At 72.1% G+C, this 17881-nt stretch carries 15 protein-coding genes; 10 read left to right on the forward strand and 5 right to left on the reverse strand.

The window, feature by feature from the left end:
- The first annotated feature begins 101 nt into the window (after positions 1 to 101).
- Entirely contained in the window at positions 102 to 536 is a 435-nt protein-coding gene (locus ACIPTO_RS12115) for a hypothetical protein (RefSeq protein WP_366313155.1), read from the forward strand.
- A gap of 99 nt (positions 537 to 635) precedes the next feature.
- Positions 636 to 1508, forward strand: coding sequence for a fused MFS/spermidine synthase (locus tag ACIPTO_RS12120; RefSeq protein WP_366313157.1), 873 nt, complete (start codon positions 636 to 638; stop codon positions 1506 to 1508).
- 27 nt (positions 1509 to 1535) lie between these two features.
- Here the strand turns inward: ACIPTO_RS12120 and ACIPTO_RS12125 are convergent, their stop codons facing one another.
- Positions 1536 to 2078 (reverse strand): hypothetical protein, encoded by a 543-nt coding sequence (locus ACIPTO_RS12125; RefSeq protein WP_401191107.1) that lies wholly within the window; start codon positions 2076 to 2078, stop codon positions 1536 to 1538.
- A 112-nt stretch (positions 2079 to 2190) separates the two neighbouring features.
- Here ACIPTO_RS12125 and ACIPTO_RS12130 point away from each other — a divergent pair, with 112 nt between their 5' ends.
- The 3 genes from ACIPTO_RS12130 (at position 2191) to ACIPTO_RS12140 (ending at position 5886) form a co-directional block, all read left to right on the forward strand.
- The gene (locus tag ACIPTO_RS12130) at positions 2191 to 2895 is read left to right on the forward strand and encodes a response regulator transcription factor (RefSeq protein ID WP_366313161.1); all 705 of its coding nucleotides are present in this window, start codon (positions 2191 to 2193) and stop codon (positions 2893 to 2895) included.
- On the forward strand, positions 2892 to 4307 hold the full coding sequence (locus ACIPTO_RS12135; RefSeq protein ID WP_401191109.1) for an ATP-binding protein: 1416 nt from the start codon (positions 2892 to 2894) through the stop codon (positions 4305 to 4307). Before ACIPTO_RS12130 ends, ACIPTO_RS12135 begins: the two co-directional genes overlap by 4 nt.
- A 106-nt stretch (positions 4308 to 4413) precedes the next feature.
- Positions 4414 to 5886: a cellulose binding domain-containing protein gene (locus ACIPTO_RS12140; protein WP_401191111.1), complete on the forward strand. Its 1473-nt coding sequence runs from the start codon at positions 4414 to 4416 to the stop codon at positions 5884 to 5886.
- A gap of 71 nt (positions 5887 to 5957) precedes the next feature.
- On the opposite strand, the gene hutH is transcribed toward ACIPTO_RS12140, so the two are convergent.
- The 3 genes from hutH to ACIPTO_RS12155 form a co-directional block, all read right to left on the reverse strand.
- Positions 5958 to 7493, reverse strand: a complete 1536-nt coding sequence (hutH, locus tag ACIPTO_RS12145; RefSeq protein ID WP_401191113.1) for a histidine ammonia-lyase — start codon at positions 7491 to 7493, stop codon at positions 5958 to 5960.
- A 145-nt stretch (positions 7494 to 7638) separates the two neighbouring features.
- Entirely contained in the window at positions 7639 to 9066 is a 1428-nt protein-coding gene (locus tag ACIPTO_RS12150) for a GH1 family beta-glucosidase (protein ID WP_401191115.1), read from the reverse strand.
- 222 nt (positions 9067 to 9288) lie between these two features.
- On the reverse strand, positions 9289 to 10332 hold the full coding sequence (locus tag ACIPTO_RS12155) for a LacI family DNA-binding transcriptional regulator (protein ID WP_366313171.1): 1044 nt from the start codon (positions 10330 to 10332) through the stop codon (positions 9289 to 9291).
- Positions 10333 to 10824: 492 nt separating this feature from the next.
- Between ACIPTO_RS12155 and ACIPTO_RS12160 the strand changes: the two genes are divergently transcribed.
- The 5 genes from ACIPTO_RS12160 (at position 10825) to ACIPTO_RS12180 (ending at position 17230) form a co-directional block, all read left to right on the forward strand.
- Positions 10825 to 12144 carry an extracellular solute-binding protein gene (locus ACIPTO_RS12160; protein WP_366313173.1) on the forward strand — a complete coding sequence of 440 codons (1320 nt, stop codon included), beginning with the start codon at positions 10825 to 10827 and terminating at the stop codon, positions 12142 to 12144.
- Between the two features lie 270 nt (positions 12145 to 12414).
- The gene (locus tag ACIPTO_RS12165; protein ID WP_401191118.1) at positions 12415 to 13407 is read left to right on the forward strand and encodes a carbohydrate ABC transporter permease; all 993 of its coding nucleotides are present in this window, start codon (positions 12415 to 12417) and stop codon (positions 13405 to 13407) included.
- 14 nt (positions 13408 to 13421) lie between these two features.
- Positions 13422 to 14342 carry a carbohydrate ABC transporter permease gene (locus tag ACIPTO_RS12170; protein ID WP_366313177.1) on the forward strand — a complete coding sequence of 307 codons (921 nt, stop codon included), beginning with the start codon at positions 13422 to 13424 and terminating at the stop codon, positions 14340 to 14342.
- A 198-nt stretch (positions 14343 to 14540) separates the two neighbouring features.
- Complete coding sequence (locus ACIPTO_RS12175) at positions 14541 to 15995, forward strand: GH1 family beta-glucosidase (RefSeq protein WP_366313179.1); 1455 nt, start codon at positions 14541 to 14543, stop codon at positions 15993 to 15995.
- Between the two features lie 179 nt (positions 15996 to 16174).
- Positions 16175 to 17230 carry a LacI family DNA-binding transcriptional regulator gene (locus ACIPTO_RS12180; protein ID WP_366313181.1) on the forward strand — a complete coding sequence of 352 codons (1056 nt, stop codon included), beginning with the start codon at positions 16175 to 16177 and terminating at the stop codon, positions 17228 to 17230.
- 33 nt (positions 17231 to 17263) lie between these two features.
- Here the strand turns inward: ACIPTO_RS12180 and ACIPTO_RS12185 are convergent, their stop codons facing one another.
- Complete coding sequence (locus ACIPTO_RS12185) at positions 17264 to 17866, reverse strand: TetR/AcrR family transcriptional regulator (RefSeq protein ID WP_401191121.1); 603 nt, start codon at positions 17864 to 17866, stop codon at positions 17264 to 17266.
- Positions 17867 to 17881 lie beyond the last annotated feature (15 nt).

The following is a 17881-nucleotide window of genomic DNA, read 5'->3' on the forward strand; positions in this document are numbered from 1 at the left end:
TTGCGGCTGACGCCGGCCGTAGCCGTTGACGCCCCGGCGCGTTGAACTCCACGGACCGGGAGCCACCCGACTCCCGACCCGCTCGCCCAAGGAGGGGTTCCGTGGTGGAGACCGGGATGGAGACACGGCAGAGCGTCGATCCTCGAATGCCGAGCGCGGAGTGCAGTGCGCCACCGTTCGCGGACTCCGCCTGCGATCTGGTGACCGTGCCGACGCGGCAGGGCCTGGAGGCGGTGGACATCCTGCGGCGCGGCGCGTGCGACGGGGTCGGACCCGTTCTGCACGACGACGGCGACGACACCCTCGGCTTCCTGGTCCCGCCGGGCACGGCCGCCGCGTGGGACCTGCCGGGCAGCACGTGTACGGAGACCAATGGCCGGGGTCTGCGGCTCGTCCCCGACCCCGAGCCGCCGGTCGAGGGCTCCGACTGGCTGCTGCCCCCCGGGGACGCCGACCTGGCGACCGACCCGGAGGTGTTGCGGGCGGCGCTCGGCGAGGCGGCTCGGTTGATCGAGGCGGCGGACGGCTGCCGGTGATCAATCCGCCGGCCGGTGAGGGCCGGTCGCGCAGTTCCCCGCGCCCCTTGGGCGCCCGGATGTCGCGCCGGACCACTCCCGCCCGCCGATAATGGGCCAATGGGAAAGTCCAGGAACACGCGGCGCGGTGGTGCCGGCGCCGCCGAGGCCGTCGTCGAACCCGTCGACGGTGGACTCGCCGAGCTGATACCCGATCGGGAACGCGCGCGTGCCTGGACGCTGCTGATCGACGGGGCGCCGCAGTCCTACGTCGATCTCGACGACCCCGCGTACCTGTCCTTCGAGTACCAGCGCAGGCTCGGGCACGTCATCGATCTCGCCGCGCCCGCCGGGAAGCCGATCCACGCCGTGCACCTCGGCGGCGGAGCCCTCACCCTCGCCCGGTACGTCGCCGCGACCCGCCCCCGTTCCACCCAGCAGGTCGTCGAGTTCGACGCGGCGCTCGTCCAACTGGTCCGGCGCGAGCTGCCGTTGGACCCGAACGCGCGGATCAGGGTGCGGTCCACCGACGCCCGCGCGGGGCTCGCGAAGGTGCCCGACGGATGGGCCGACCTCGTCGTGGCCGATGTCTTCAGCGGAGCCCGCACACCCGCCCACCTGACGTCCACCGAGTTCCTCGACGAGGTGCGCCGGGCGCTCGGACCCGGCGGGATCTACGCCGCGAACCTCGCCGACGGGCCGCCGCTCGCGCATCTCCGGGGCCAGATCGCCACCGTGGCCGCTCGGTTCGCGGAACGCGCGCTGATCGCCGACCCGACCGTGCTGCGCGGCAAGCGGTTCGGCAACGCCGTGCTCGTCGCCTCCGAACACCCGCTGCCGATCGCCGAGCTGACCCGCCGCGCCGCCTCCGACCCGCACCCCGGCAGGCTCGAACACGGCCGGGAACTCACCGACTTCACCGGCGGCGCCGCCCCGGTCACGGACGCCGCGGCCGTCGCCTCACCGGCACCGCCCCCGTCCGTTTTCCGCTAGGTCCCACCCGGAACTCGCCGGGACGGGCTAGTAGTTGCCGATGTCCACCCGCGGCGCGCCGTCGTGCCACGTGCAGATCACCGACACCTTGTCCGTGTCCTTGGTGAACTCCACCCGCAGCCACGAGTCCGTCTTCCACACCTGCATCGCCCAGCCCGTGCCCGGCGTCGCCGACACCAGCGTCACGTAGTCCGGGGCGAGATCCAGCACCACCCGCCCGCCGTCCGTGGCGTAGCTCTTGACCTGGCCCGAGGCGGACGCGGACGTGGTCGGGGACGGGCTCGTGGCCGCCGTCCTCGTCGGGGCCGGGCTCGGGCTGCGGGTCGGCCTCGGGGTGCTCGACGGGCTCGGCGACGACTCGGGGCGCGGGGTCGCCGGGGCCGGCGGCGTCGCCTCCCGCGCGGTCGCGCCGGCCGCCGCGATGGGCAGGGCGCGCGGCGGGTCGTAGGCCGTGCCGGTCATGACCGTGTGGACGCCCCACCAGGACAGCGTGACGGCCGCGCCGGTGGCCAGTGACCACGCCAGCACGTGGACGAGTCCGTTGACGAGTCCTCTGCGCATCGCCGCCATACTGCCTCACGCGGCCCACAGGTGTCCCGTCGGCCTCCCCTCGGCCGTCCACAGGCGGGGAGTTGTCCACAGGCCCGGATGCCGGTCGCCCGCATGGCGTACGGTGCGGCGCATGGCAAGTGTGCTCGTGGTCGAGGACGACCAGTTCGTACGCTCGGCCCTCATCCGGCATCTGACCGATGCGGCGCACACGGTGCGCAGCGTCGGTACGGCCCTTGAGGCGCTGCGCGAGGTCGCCCATTTCCGTTTCGACGTGGTCGTCCTCGACCTCGGACTGCCCGATCTGGACGGGTCCGAGGCGCTGAAGATGCTGCGCGGGATCACCGACGTCCCGGTGATCATCGCCACCGCGCGGGACGACGAGTCCGAGATCGTCCGGCTGCTCAACGCGGGCGCGGACGACTACCTCACCAAGCCCTTCTCGGTCGACCACCTCTCCGCCCGCATGTCCGCGGTCCTGCGCCGCTCCCGCGCCACCACCGGCGAGGCACCCCCGTCCTCGGTGATCCGCGTCGGCGGCCTGGCCGTGGACCCGCTGCGCCGCCAGGCCGAGCTGGACGGCGTCCGACTCGACCTCACCCGCCGCGAGTTCGACCTCCTCGCCTTCCTCGCCGGCCGCCCCGGTGTGGTCGTCCCGCGCAAGGAACTCCTCGCCGAGGTCTGGCAGCAGTCCTACGGCGACGACCAGACCATCGACGTCCATCTGTCGTGGCTGCGCCGGAAGCTGGGGGAGACCGCGGCCCGGCCGCGCTATCTGCACACCCTGCGCGGGGTCGGCGTGAAGCTGGAGCCACCGGGAGCGGAGCCGCTGCGATGAGATGGGCGCTGGTCAGAGTCTGTCTGGCGATCGCGGCGATGGTCGTCGTCGCCTTCGCGGTGCCGCTCGGTCTGGTCATCAAGGAGATGGCCCGCGACCGGGCCTTCTCGAACGCCGAGCGGGAGGCCGCCGCCGTCGCCCCCGCCCTGTCCATCACCACCGACCGCACCGAGTTGGAGAAGGTCGTCGCCTCGGCGGGCTCGAATTCCGGCGCGGACTCAGGGATGGCCGTCCACATACCGGCCGGGGACGGCGAGGCCGCCGTCGACATCGGCCCGCAGCGCGCCGCCGACAAGGACATCGCGACCGTACGGAAGCTGGGCCGCGCCTCCACCACCGAGGTGCCCGGCGGCTCCGTCCTGCTCCAGCCGGTCGCGCTCAGCTCCGGCGAGATATCCGTCGTCGAGGTCTACGTCCCGGAGGCCGAGGTCAGCAACGGCGTGGGCACGGCCTGGGCGGTGCTCGCGGGCGTCGGCATCGCGCTGATCGTCGGGTCCGTCGCGGTCGCCGACCGGCTGGGCGTACGGATGGTGCAGCCCGCGCAGCGCCTGGTCGAGGGCGCGCACGAGCTGGGGGAGGGGAAGCTGGGCGCACGCGTCCCCGAGGAGGGGCCGACCGAACTGCGGCTGGCGGCGGTGGCGTTCAACTCCATGGCCGACCAGGTCGTACAACTGCTCGCCAATGAGCGGGAGTTGGCGGCCGATCTGTCGCACCGGCTGCGGACACCGCTCACCGTGCTGCGGCTCAACGCGGCCTCGCTCGGGGAGGGGCCCGCCGCCGAGCAGACGCGGACCGCCGTCGCGCAGCTGGAGAAGGAGGTCGACACGATCATCCGGACCGCGCGCGAGGCCAAGCCGCAGACCGTGGCGGCCGGACCCGGTGCCGGGTGCGACGCGGCCGAGGTGGTGCGCGAGCGGATGCGGTTCTGGTCCGCGCTCGCCGAGGACGAGGGCCGCAAGGTGCGGGTGGCCGGGGTGGAGCGGCCGGTGCGGATACCCGTGGCCCGCGCCGACCTGGTCGCCGCCCTGGACGCCCTGCTGGGCAATGTGTTCCGGCACACCCCCGAGGGCACGGCCTTCGCGGTCGACGTGCACAACGCCGAGGACGCGGTGATCATGCTCGTCTCGGACGCGGGCTCCGGGATCCGCGACCCCGAGGCGGCGATGGCCCGCGGGCGCGGTTCCGGCAGCGCGGGGTCGACCGGGCTCGGGCTGGACATCGTGCGCAGGCTCGCGGAGGCGACCGGCGGGGACGTCCGGATCGGTTCCTCGGTGCTCGGCGGCACCGAGGTGCGGATCTGGATCCAGCTCGACGGACGCGAGCCCGAGCGCAACGGCCACCGCGGAGCCGTACGACGGCGTCGGCGCGGCCGGTCGGCCCCGACCTTTAACCGTTCCCGATCTCTTCCTTAAGCGCACCCTAAGATCGCCAACCCCCGCCCGGAACAGGCGCTTTGCCTGATTCCGGATCGCTAGCGTGCTGCCGCACCCACCCCCGTACGGCGAAAGCAGGCACGCGATGAGCACCCACCGGCGCAGGATCAGCAAGCGGAACAAGGTGATCGGCGGAGTGGTCGCCGCGGCGGTGGTCGGTGGCGGCGCGATCCTGCTGACCGGCAGCGCCCAGGCGGCAAGCGTCGGCGCCGCGTACACCAGGACCAGCGAGTGGTCGACGGGATACACCGCGCAGTACGTCGTCACCAACACGACCGGTGCCAGAGAGAAGGACTGGACGCTGGAGTTCGACCTGCCGTCCGGCTCGACGCTCAGCTCGCTGTGGGACGCCGAGTCGAGCGTGAGCGGGCAGCACGTCACCGTGAAGCCGCCGAAGTGGGACACCGACGGTCTCGCGGCCGGCGAGTCCGTCACCGTCGGCTTCGTGGTCAGCGGCACCGGCCAGCCGACCGGCTGCCTCATCGACAACGCCAGGTGCTCGACGGACAGCACCGCGACCCCCGAGCCGAGCGGCCGCCCGACCGGGACGCCCACACCGACCGCCACCCCCACGGCCAAGCCGACCGCCACGCCCAAGCCCACCCCGACGCCCACCGCGTCCACCGCCTCCCCGACCCAGAGCAGCGGCACCGGCACGACGGCCGCCGGCGCGGGCTTCGCCCCGTACGTCGACACCTCCCTCTACCCGGCGTTCGACCTGCTCGGCAACGTCACCGCGACCGGCGTGAAGAACTACAACCTCGCCTTCGTCACCGACGGCGGCGGCTGCACCCCGAAGTGGGGCGGCGTCACGGACCTGGCGAGCGACGGCGTGGCCTCCCAGATCGGCGCGCTGCGCGCCAAGGGCGGCGACGTGCGGGTCTCCTTCGGCGGCGCGTCCGGCTCCGAGCTGGCGACGACCTGCGGTTCGGCGAGCGCGCTGGCGACGGCGTACGGCAAGGCCGTGGACGCCTACGGCCTCACCAAGGCCGACTTCGACATCGAGGGCGGCGCGCTGCCCAACACGGCGGCGAACACCCTCCGCGCCCAGGCGATAGCGAAGCTCCAGCAGCAGCACCCGAACCTGGACGTCTCCTTCACGCTCCCGGTCATGCCCGAGGGCCTCACCCAGGACGGCGTGAACCTGCTGTCCAATGCCAAGGCCAACGGCGTGAAGATCAGCACGGTCAACATCATGGCCATGGACTACGGCCCCGCGTACAGCGGCGACATGGGCACCTACGCCACCCAGGCCGCGACGGCGACCCAGGCCCAGGTGAAGAGCGTGCTGGGCCTGTCCGACAGCGCCGCCTGGAAGGCCGTGGCGGTCACCCCGATGATCGGCGTCAACGACGTCGCGTCCGAGATCTTCACGGTCGACGACGCGACCCAGCTGGTCGACTTCGCCAAGTCCAAGGGCCTGGGCGGCCTGTCGATGTGGTCCGCGACCCGCGACAAGCAGTGCGCCGGCGGCGCCAAGCCCGCGGCGGACGCGACCTGCAGCTCGATCGTCCAGGGCGCGAGCGCCTTCTCCAAGGCGTTCGCCGCGTTCCAGTAGGACCGCGGAGCGGGGAGGCCGGGCGCACCGGAGGTCACCGGTGCGCCCGGCCTCCGTGCCCACGGCACGGGTCAGCGGTGCAGCGCCCCCACCATCCCCTCCACGACCTCCAACACCTCACCGCTCCGCACGAGTTCGGCGATGTGCTCGATGTCCGTGTGGAAGACGCGGTCCTCGTCGACGGTCGGCACGGTCTCCCGGACGCGGGCCCGGAGCGCCTCCGCCGCCGGGGACGGGGCGAGCGGGGCGAGGAGATCGAGGGCCTGCACCGCGCACATCAGCTCGACGGCTATGACGTAGGCGAGTTTGCGGGTCGCGCGGTACGCCTTCAGGGCGGCCAGGTAGGCGTTGCCCACGGTGTCCTCCTGGTTGGCGGACGTGGTGACGTTGTCGGCGGACGCGGGAACGGCCAGGTTGCGCAGTTCCATGGTGAGGGCGGCGGCCGTGTACTGGGCGATCATGTAGCCGCTGTTCAGGCCCGGTTCGCGGACCAGGAAGGCCGGCAGTTCGCTGAAGTTGCTGTTGACCATGCGGTCGGTACGGCGTTCGGAGATCTTGGCGAGGACCGTCATCGCGTTGACCATGGTGTCGGCCTGGATGCCGACGTAGGTGCTGTCGCAGTTCGCCCCGCTCAGCGCGACCCCGTCCTCGCCCTCCTCCTCCGGATGGACGACCGGGTTGTCGCCCACGGAGTGCAGCTCCTCGACGACCACCTCCCGCGCCTGCGCCAGCGCCCGCTTCGCGCCGCCGTGCATCTGCGGAACGGCCCGCAGGGACAGGCTGTCCTGGAGCCGGTGGTCGACGAACTCGGCGCAGATCGCGCTGGATCCGGTCAGCCGCCGCAGGTTCTCGGCGACGGCGGCCTGCTCGGGGTGCCGCTTCCGCGCCTGGATCCGGGCGTCGTAGGCGCGGACCGTGCCCTTGAGCGCCTGCACCGAAAGGCTCGCGGCCACGTCCGCCGTGGTGGCCGCGATCCCCGCGTCATGGACGGCCAGTACGGCGATGGCGGTGACCGAGTGCGTCCCGTTCGTCAGCGACAGCCCCTCCTTGCAGGCGAGCCGGGCCGGCCGCTCGCCGATCCGGGCCAACGCCTCGGCGCCGGGCAGGAGTTCGCCGCCGTACCAGGCCCGGCCCTCGCCCAGGAGGACGAGCGCCATGTGCGCCTCGGGAGCCAGATAGCCGACGGAACCCTCGCCGGGGACGTACGGGGTGACCCCGGAGTTGAGCATCCGCCGGATCAGCTCCAGCGTCTCCAAGCGGATGCCGGAGAACCCCTCCCCGAGCCCGACCAGCTCCATCAGCGCGACGGCCCGGACGACCTCGACCGGCAGCGGCTCCCCGACCGACACGGCGTGCGACCGCACGATGTTCCGCTGCAGCCGCTCGGCGTCCGCCGGGTCGATCACCTCCGTGACGTTGTCGCCGAACCCGGTGGTGACGCCGTAGACCGGGCGGTTCTCGGCGAGGAAGCGTTCCACCAGCGCGCGGGACTTGTGGACCCGGTCGACGTAGACCGTGTCGAACTCGACCCGGGCGCCGTGCCGCGCGACCGCGACGAACTGCTCGACGGTGATCGGCTCCCGGCCCAGGGTGACGGCCACGGACATCTCCTCGCGCTTGACGTGTATCCATTCACTTGCCGGATGAATGAATCACTCTGTTAAGCGCGTGGCAAGGGCGGTACGCGCCGGGGCGCGGCACGCCCCCCATGGCATGCCGCGCCCCGCCCCCGTCCCCCGGTTTCCCCGTGGGTCAGGCGTCCTCCGCCGAGGGGAGCGTGCCCGTGCGGGCCGCCTCGCCGTACCACCGGGCGCTCGACTTGGGCGTACGGGCGAGCGTCGCGTAGTCGACGTGCACCGCGCCGAACCGCTTCTCGTATCCGTACGCCCACTCGAAGTTGTCCATCAGGGACCACAGGTAGTAGCCCCGCACGTCCGCGCCGTCCGCCATCGCCCGCCGCACCGCCGCCAGATGACCGCGCAGATAGGCGATCCGCTCCGGGTCGTGGACGTTGCCCTCCGGGTCGGGCTTGTCGTCGTAGGCCGCGCCGTTCTCCGTGACGTACAGCGGCAGGCCCGGTGCCTCCCGCGTGTACCGGTGGATCAGGTCGTAGAGGCCCGTCGGATCGATCGTCCAGCCCATCTCCGTGCGCTCGCCCGGGGTCTGGAGGAACGCCACGTCGTCCGCGCCCGGCCAGGGCGAGAACGCGCTCAGGCCGTGGCCGTCGGCGCGCGGACTGCCCGCCGGGGCCGCCTCGGTCGCCTCCACCAGGGTCGGGGTGTAGTAGTTCAACCCCAGCGCGTCCAGCGGCTGGTGAATGAGCGTCAGATCGCCGTCCCGGACGTGCGACCAGTCCGTGACCGAGCGGGTCGCGTCGAGCAGCGACTGCGGATACGACCCGTGCAGCATCGGCCCGTGGAACACCCCGTTGGCCAGGTCGTCGATCTTGCGGGCCGCCGCCAGGTCCTCCGGGGACAGCGAAGCGGGCCTGACCACCGAGGAGTTGAGGCTCACCGCGACCGAGCCGCGGGCCGGCAGCGCGGTGCGCAGCGCCGAAGTCGCCAGCCCGTGGCCCAGGTTGAGGTGATGCGCGGCCCGCAGCGAGGCCGCCGGGTCCGTACGGCCCGGCGCGTGCACGCCCGAGCCGTAGCCCAGGAACGCGCTGCACCAGGGCTCGTTGAGCGTGATCCACTGCTCCACGCGGTCGCCCAGCGCGTCGCCCACGATCTGCGCGTACTCGGCGAAGCGGTACGCCGTGTCTCGCTCGGGCCAGCCGCCCGCGTCCTCCAGCTCCTGCGGCAGGTCCCAGTGGTAGAGGGTCAGCGCGGGCTTGATGCCGCGCGCGAGCAGCTCGTCGACCAGGCGGCGGTAGAAGTCCAGGCCCACCTGGACCGCCGGACCGCGGCCGGTCGGCTGCACCCGCGGCCAGGAGACCGAGAAGCGGTACGCGGTCAGACCCAGGTCCGCCATCATCGCCACGTCGTCGCGGTAGCGGTGGTAGTGGTCGACGGCGACGTCACCGTGGTCACCACCGGCCGTGCGGCCCGGCGTATGACTGAACGTGTCCCAGATCGAGGGCGTACGGCCGCCCTCCCGCACCGCCCCCTCGATCTGGTAGGCGGAGGTCGCGGCGCCCCAGAGGAAGGCAGGGGGAAAGGCCGCGGTCGTCAGGTCGGGCATGGAACCGCTCCCATGGGTCGAGTGGCGCCCATTATGCATGGGAGCGCTCCCATGGGTAAAGGGGGTAGCACCCCCGACGTCTCCCGCGCCGACCCGGCGCCCTACGCCCGCGCCGACCCGGCGCCTTGCGTCCTCGCCGACCCGGTGCCTCACGCCCGCACCGCACCCGCGCCCGGCGACGCCACCGCTCAGGCGGCGCCATCGCTCACGCGAGGCTCCCGCTCACGCGGACTCCCGCACCACCAGCCGCGTGGGCAGCACCACTTGGCGGTGGCCGTCGCCGCGGTGGGCGATCTCGTCCAGCAGGATGCTCGCCATCGTGCGGCCCATCTCCTCCAGCGGCTGGCGGACGCTGGTCAGCGGGGGATCGATGTGCCGGGCCACGATCGAGTCGTCGAAGCCGACGACGGCGACGTCGTCCGGCACCCGGCGGCCGGACGCGCGTAGCTCCAGCACCGCACCCGACGCCATCACGTCGGACGCGGCGAAGACGGCGTCGAGACCGGGCCGTCTGCGCAGCAGCTCCCGCATGGCCGCGCGCCCGCCCTCCTCGCGGAAGTCGCCGTACGCGATCAGCTCCTCGTCGACGGTGCGACCCGTGCCCGCCAACGCCTCGCGGTAGCCGTCGAGCCGGGCCTGGGCGGCCTCCATGTCCAGGGGGCCGGTGATGGTGGCGACGGTCCGGCGCCCGGTGGCCAGCAGATGCTCGACCGCGATCCTGGCCCCGCCGTTGTTGTCCGCGCGGACGTGCCCCAGCGGCTCCCCGTGGCCGCGCCGGCCGGCCAGCACGGTCGGCACGGCGAGTTCGTGCAGCCGGTCGGGCAGTGTGTCGCCGCGGTGGACCGCGAGGATCAGTACGCCGTCCACGCGGTGCGCGGAGAGGTAGGTGGCCAGCCGTGCGTACTCCTTCTCGTCCGGTGTGAGGACCAGCAGCAACTGCATCTGGGCGATGGCGAGTTGGGCCGATACGCCACGGATGATGCCGGAGAAGTACGGCTCGGAGAAGAGCCGGTCCTCGCCCTCGGGGACGACCACGGCGACCGCGTCGGTGCGCCGGGTGGCCAGGGAGCGGGCGGCGGGGTTCGGGACGTAGCCGAGTTCGTCGATCGCCCGCTCCACGGCCGCGCGGGCGTGGTCGCTCACCTTGGGGGAGCCGTTGATGACCCGGGAGACCGTGCCGCGGCCGACGCCTGCGAGCGCGGCCACGGCGTTGAGCGTCGGGCGCCGGACGTCCGCGCGCCGGGGCGGCTGCTCGGCAGGGCTCATCGTTCACCTTCCGGCGATCAGTGGGGACTTGCCTCATTCTTGCCCAGAAATTCGCGTGGCGGCCCGGCCGGGCGGCCGAGCTGTCCGGCCCGCGCGGCGACGCCGTGGATCACCTGCGTGAATCCTGTGCGCGACGGGTCCGTGTCCGGCCCGTGACGTCAGGTGGAGCGACACATTCACGTGACGTACGGAACACGCTTGCGCAACAAGCCCGTTTTCAAGTCTTGACACCCGGCCCGGCACGAAGGAGTCTTCCGGCATGCCGCGTGGGAGCGGTCCCACGGAACCTCGGGGGCCTCCTCCCATGTGGAGGAAACCACCAACGGCCCGTCCCTCTAACTCGCATGGCACACCGTTGACCAGCACCTTTTCACTGCACGTCCAGTGCCGTGGGCTGGCCGCTGCTCGAAACGAGAGGGCAGGTCCGGATCGTCGAGCCCCGGCGGTCCGATTCCTGAGACCCCGTTCCCCACTGGAACAAGGAGTAGTGGAATGCGCATCACCCGTACCGGCGGCGGCCAAGGCCGCAGAGCAGCGGCCCTGACCACGACGGTCCTGACGGCCTCGGCCCTGTTGCTGACCGGCTGCAGTAGCGACAGCTCCTCGGACGCCAAGGACTCGAACGGGAACATCACTCTCACGGTGGCCGACTACGGGCAGTTCGGTTACAAGGAAGCCGGCCTGTTCGCCCAGTACCACAAGCTGCACCCGAACATCACGGTGAAGGAGAACGTCACCGCCAACGAGGCCGACTACTACCCGAAGATGCTTCAGCAGCTGAACACGGGCAGTGGCCTCGCCGACGTCCAGGGCATCGAGGTCGGCCGCATCAAGGAGGTCGTCGACACCCAGGCGGCCAAGTTCACCGACCTGAGCAAGTCGATCAACGTGAGCGACTGGGTCTCCTGGAAGGAGAAGCAGGCCACCGCGTCGGACGGCTCGGTCATAGGCGCCGGTACCGACATCGGCCCGATGTCCCTGTGCTACCGCTCGGACCTCTTCAAGGCCGCGGGCCTGCCGAGCGACCGTGACGCGGTCGCCAAGGCCGTCGCCGGCGGCTGGGAGGACTACCTCAAGCTCGGCGAGAAGTACAAGGCGAAGGCGCCCAAGGGCACCTACTTCATGGACTCCGCGAGCGCCATGTACAACGCGGTCGTCAGCTCCTCCGCGGAGCAGTACTACGACGCTTCCGGCAAGGCGATCTACAAGAACAGCCCGGCCGTGCAGCAGGGCTGGAACCTGGCCGCCGAAGCCGCGTCCAAGAAGCTGACCGAAGGCCTGCCCCAGTTCACCGACGCCTGGACGGCGGCCCTGCGCAAGGGCACCGTCGCCACCGTGGCGTGCCCCGCGTGGATGGCCGGCCAGATCTCCATCAACTCCGGTGACGCCTACAAGGGCAAGTGGGACATCGCCCGTGCGCCCGGCACCAGCGCGGGCAACTGGGGCGGTTCCTTCCTGGCCGTGCCCAAGAGCGGCAAGAACGTCAAGGCGGCCACCGACCTGGTCAAGTGGCTGACCGCTCCCGCGCAGCAGGCCGCGGTGTTCAAGGCGATCGGCGTCTTCCCGTCCAACAAGGGCGCCTACGACCTCGACAGCGTGAAGAACGCGACGCTGCCGTACTTCAACAACGCCCCGATCGGCCAGATCTACGCCGACGAGGCCAAGGCCATCCCCGAGGCCGTGCTCGGCGCGAAGGACGGCACGATCAAGGACACGATCTCCACGCAGATCAACAACATGGAGGAGCGCGGCACCAAGCCCGACAAGGCGTGGAAGGCCGCGACCGACTCGATCGACAAGGTGATCGGCTGACACAGGCCGCGGTGCGGGTGGCCCGGCGGCCACCCGCACCGCGCTGCGTGCGTGCGGCCGCGTGGCGGCTTCCGTCGTAGGCGCGGGGTCGTCCGCGGCGGCCCCGGTCGTCAACTGACGGTCTTCTCCGCGGTGTTCGGCGCACACTCACCGGACGCCGCCGCACCGTGTCCGCCGGACCGACGGCGACGACGTGTCCCGGGCCGGGTGCCCGGCCCCGCGCCCGCCCCCTGCCCGTACCCGGCCGAGATCCAGGGAAGGACCCCCTCCGTGGCAACCACAACCCCCACCCGGGGCGCCCCGACCCCGCCACCCGGCGGCGTCGGCGCCGTGCCGAAAGAACCCAGCGCGTGGCGCACCCGTCTGTGGCGCCTCGACGACAAGGCGTCGCCGTACGCGTACATCGCCCCCTTCTTCCTCATCTTCGGTGCCTTCGGCCTCTACCCGATGCTCTACACGGGCTGGATAGCCATGCACCGGGTGGAGATGACGAGCCTGAGCCAGTCCGAGTGGGTCGGCTGGGACAACTTCGCCAAGATCCTCCAGGACTCCGAGTTCTGGACGGCCGTCTCCAACACCTTCGTGATCGGCGTCATCTCGACCGTCCCGCAGCTGCTGATGGCCCTGGGCCTGGCCCACCTGCTCAACTACAAGCTGCGCGCCAGCACGTTCTGGCGGACGGTGATCCTCACCCCGTACGCCACCTCGGTGGCGACCGCGGCCCTCGTCTTCGCCCTGGTCTTCCGCGCCGACGGCGGCCTGCTCAACTGGGTGCTGCACTTCGTCGGCATCGGCAACACCGACTGGGGCAACGGCCAGTGGTCGTCCAAGCTGGCCATCTCGGCCATCGTGATCTGGCGCTGGACCGGCTACAACACCCTGATCTACCTCGCGGCCATGCAGGCCGTGCCCGCGGACCTGTACGAAGCGGCCTCGATCGACGGGGCGACGCGCTGGCAGCAGTTCCGCAAGGTGACCATCCCCTCGCTGCGGCCGACGATCCTCTTCACGATCGTCATCTCGACCATCGGTTCCATGCAGCTGTTCGGTGAGCCGCTGCTGCTGCAGGGCGGCACGCTCGGCTCCACCGGAGGCAGCGAGCACCAGTACGAGACGCTCAGCATCTACCTCTTCAACTACGGCTGGAAGCTCGGGCACCTGGGCCCGGCCGCTGCCGTCGCCTGGGCCATGCTCGTCCTCCTGCTGCTCATTGCCCTGATCAACCTGATCGTCGGCCGGGTCCTGCGCAAGAGCGCGGCGTGACGGGAGCGATATCGATGACCACGACCAGCACCACCCCGACCGCGCCCGACCTCGATCCGGCGCCGCTTCCCGTCACCCCCGGCACCGGCCGCCGACGCTTCAAGATCGGCGCGGGCCAGCAGCTCAAGGGCGGCCCGTTCACCTACGCGGCCCTGATCATCGTCGGCCTCGGCTCCGTGTTCCCGCTGTACTGGACGCTGGTGGCCGCCTCGCACGACCAGCAGCGGGTCCTCGACAGCCCGCCGCCGCTCCTGCCGGGCGGCCGGCTGTGGACCAACCTCCAGTCGGCCTGGGACCAGGCCCACCTGGGCAAGGCCATCGTCAACACCGTCATCGTGGCCGGCTCCATCACCGCGGCCACGCTGTTCTTCTGCACCCTCGCCGGGTACGCCTTCGCCAAGATGCGCTTCCGCGGCCGGGGCGCCCTGATGACCGCGGTCATCGCGACCCTGACGATCCCGCCGCAGCTCAGCGTCGTACCGCTGTTCATGATGATGGCGGACATCGGCTGGGGCGGAAAACTGGAGTCGGTGATCTTCCCGACCCTCGTCGGTGCCTTCGGCGTCTTCTTCATGCGCCAGTACCTGCTGGAGGCCCTGCCCTACGAGCTGATCGAGGCGGCCAAGGTGGACGGCGCGACCAACATCCGCATCGTCTGGAACGTGGTCCTGCCCGCCGCCCGCCCCGCGATGATGGTGCTCGGGATGCTCACCTTCGTGCAGGCGTGGAACGACTTCTTCTGGCCCTTCCTCGCGCTGAACCAGGACAACCCCACCATCCAGGTCGCGCTCGGCCAGCTCAGCGCCTCCTACACCCCCGACCAGAGCATCGTCATGGCCGGTGCGCTGATCAGCACCCTGCCGCTGCTCCTGGTGTTCGTGATCTTCGGCAAGCAGATCATCGGAGGCATCATGGCGGGCGCCGTCAAGGGCTGACCCGGGCTGCCGACCGCGCCCGAGGCGCGGTCTCCCCTCTCTTCTGGCCTTCCGTCCCTTCGTCCTTCCGTCCTTCCGTACGGCCCGCCGCGCACGCGGGCCGTACCCGGCCGGGCGCCCGCCGCCGTGCCCCGACCGCTTCCCCTCACCGCCGGACCACCGTCCGGCTTTTACTCACTCCACTTCGGGAGCGCTCACATGACCGCCGTACGACACGAGACCAAGGCCGAACCGGCCGCCGCCACCGCCTTCCCCCCGGGCTTCGTCTGGGGTGCCGCCACCGCCGCCTACCAGGTCGAGGGCGCCGCCGCGGAGGACGGCCGCACCCCCTCCATCTGGGACACCTTCAGCCACACCCCGGGGAAGGTGCGCAACGGCGACACCGGTGACATCGCCGCCGACCACTACCACCGGTACCGCGACGACGTGGCGCTGATGAAGGACCTCGGCCTGAAGGCGTACCGGTTCTCCGTCTCCTGGTCCCGGGTCCAGCCCACCGGCCGGGGGCCCGCCGTGGAGCGCGGACTCGACTTCTACCGCAGGCTCGCCGACGAACTCCTCGCGGCCGGCATCACCCCCGTCGCCACCCTCTACCACTGGGACCTGCCGCAGGAGCTGGAGGACGCGGGCGGCTGGCCGCAGCGGGACACCGCGTACCGCTTCGCCGAGTACGCCGAGATCATGGGCCGTGCCCTGGGCGACCGCGTCGGCCTGTGGACCACCCTCAACGAGCCCTGGTGCAGCGCGTTCCTCGGCTACGGCTCCGGCGTGCACGCCCCCGGCCGCACCGACCCGGCGGCCACCCTGCGCGCCGCCCACCACCTCAACCTGGGCCACGGCCTGGCGATCGGGGCCCTGCGCGAGGTGCTGCCGGCCACCGCGCAGACCTCCATCACCCTCAACCTGCACCAGGTGCGCGCCCTCACCGGCAGCCCCGAGGACGCGGAGGCCGCCCGCCGCATCGACGCGGTCGGCAACCGGATCTTCACCGGCCCGCTGCTCGACGGCGCCTACCCCGAGGACCTGCTCGCCGACACCGCGCACCTCGTCGACTGGACGGAGCTGGTGCGGGACGGCGACCTGGCCGAGATCTCCCGGCCCATCGACGTGCTCGGCGTCAACTACTACGCCCCGACCGTCGTCTCGGCCGGCTCCGGCGACGGCACCACCAAGAACGACGGCCACGGCGCGAGCGACCACTCCCCGTGGACCGGCTCCGACAACGTCGACTTCCACCTCGCCAACGACCAGCTCACGGCGATGAACTGGGCGATCGACCCCAGCGGCCTGCACACCCTGCTGACCGACCTGGCCGCCTCGCACCCCGGGCTGCCGCTGATGGTCACGGAGAACGGCGCCGCGTTCGACGACTACGTCTCCCCCGAGGGCCTGGTCAACGACCCGCAGCGCATCGCCTACCTCCACGCCCACCTCGACGCCGTCCGCAGGGCGGTCGCCGACGGAGCGGACGTCCGCGGCTACTTCCTCTGGTCGCTGCTCGACAACTTCGAATGGTCCTACGGCTATTCGAAGCGCTTCGGTGCCGTCTACGTCGACTACGCCACCCAGCGCCGCATCCCCAAGGCCAGCGCCCACTGGTACGCCGGGGTGATCCGGGCCAACGCGCTGCCCCCGGCCGGCGAGGCCGGGTGAGGCCCGGCCGCCCGGTCTGAGGGGCGCCGCCCGGGCAGCGAGGGTGTCCGGCGTCCCGCCGTGCCGATCCGCGGCCCGGCGGGCGGGGACCCTGGTCGACGAGGGACGATGGAGGCGGGGCGTCCGGGCCCCGGCTGTTACATTCCTGGCCTGAAAGCTGCGAACGGAAGGCGGCGACCATGGCGGTCAGCGGTGGGCGGAACCGGGGCGGCAGACGGCCGACCCTGGAGGAAGTCGCCGCCCGTGCCGGGGTGGGCCGCGGCACGGTGTCCCGGGTGATCAACGGCTCGCCCCGGGTCAGCGACGCGACCCGCGCCGCCGTCGAGGCGGCGGTCGCGGAGCTCGAGTACGTCCCGAACACGGCGGCCCGGGCGCTGGCCGCCAACCGCACGGACGCCATCGCCCTGGTCGTCCCCGAGCCGGAGACCCGCTTCTTCGCGGAGCCGTACTTCTCGGACATGCTCAAGGGCGTCGGCACCCAACTGGCCGACACGGAAATGCAGTTGCTGCTCATCTTCGCGGGCAGCGACCGGGAGCGGCAGCGTCTCGCCCAGTACCTGGCCGCCCACCGGGTGGACGGCGTCCTGCTGGTCTCGGTCCACGCGGACGACCCGCTGCCCGACCTGCTGGCCGACCTGGAGATCCCGGCGGTGATCAGCGGCCCCCGCTCGGCCACCGAACCCCTGACCTCCGTCGACTCGGACAACTACGGCGGAGCCCGCTCGGCCGTCGAACACCTGCTGTCCCGGGGCCGCACCCGCATCGCCCACATCACCGGCCGCCTCGACGTCTACGGCGCCCAGCGGCGCGTCGACGGCTACCGCGAGGCGCTGCTCGACGCGGGCCACGAAGTGGACGAACACCTCATCCAGCCGGGCGACTTCACCGAGGAGGGCGGCCGGCGCGCGATGACGGAACTGCTGGCCCGCCGCCCCGACGTCGACGCGGTCTTCGCCGGCTCGGACGTGATGGCGGCGGGCGCCCGCCAGGTCCTGCGCGAGGAAGGCCGCCGCATACCGGAGGACGTGGCCCTCGTCGGCTACGACGACTCGGCCATCGCCCGGCACATGGACCCGCCGCTCACCAGCGTCCGCCAGCCGATCGAGGAGATGGGCCGCTCGATGATCGACCTGCTGCTCGCGGAGATCGCGGACCGCCGCCCGGCCGCGACCGGCGGCCCGGAGCGCCGACAGGCGGTCCTGGCAACGGAGTTGGTGACGAGAGCGTCCTCGTAGGGGTCGCCGCGCGGCCGGTGCGGACCCCGGCCGCTAGCCGGGTCGTACGGCGTCCCAGCCCCGCTCCAGCAGGTCGAACGCGGCGTCCAGCGTGGCCCTCGGGTCCGGCGAGGACTCGGCGAGGGTGCGGGCCTCCAGGGCGAAGTGGGCCAGGGCCGCGCAGCGGGGGTCGTCGGCGGGGGCGCCGGAGGCCTCGGCGATCACGGCCGCCACCGCGTGCTGGTGGCGCATCCACATACGGCGGTGGTACTCGGTCAACGCCGGTGTGCCGCGCACGAGTCGGTGGAAGGTGGCGAGCTGCTCGCTGCCCTCGGCGGAGAAGAACAGCGCGCCCAGCAGATGATCGCGCAGCGCCCGCGGGACCGACGTCCCCGGGGCCCGCTCGCGCACCGCCGCGACCAGGGCGGCCTCCTGGTCCGCGTCCAGGTCGAAGACCAGCGCCTCCTTGCTGGGGAAGTGCTTGAAGAGGGTCGTCGTCGAGACGTCCGCCGCCTCGGCGACATCGCGGATGCTCACCTGGTCGTAGCCGTGCTCCAGGAACAGCTCCAGCGCCGCGTCGGCCAGCGCCTGCCGGGTGGCGGCCTTCTTCCGCTCGCGGCGGCCCATCGTCGGTACGGTGGTCGGCGTCTCGCTCATGGACTCCAGCCTACC

It is taken from the genome of Streptomyces sp. NPDC090083, assembly GCF_044747445.1.
Lineage (GTDB): Bacteria > Actinomycetota > Actinomycetes > Streptomycetales > Streptomycetaceae > Streptomyces.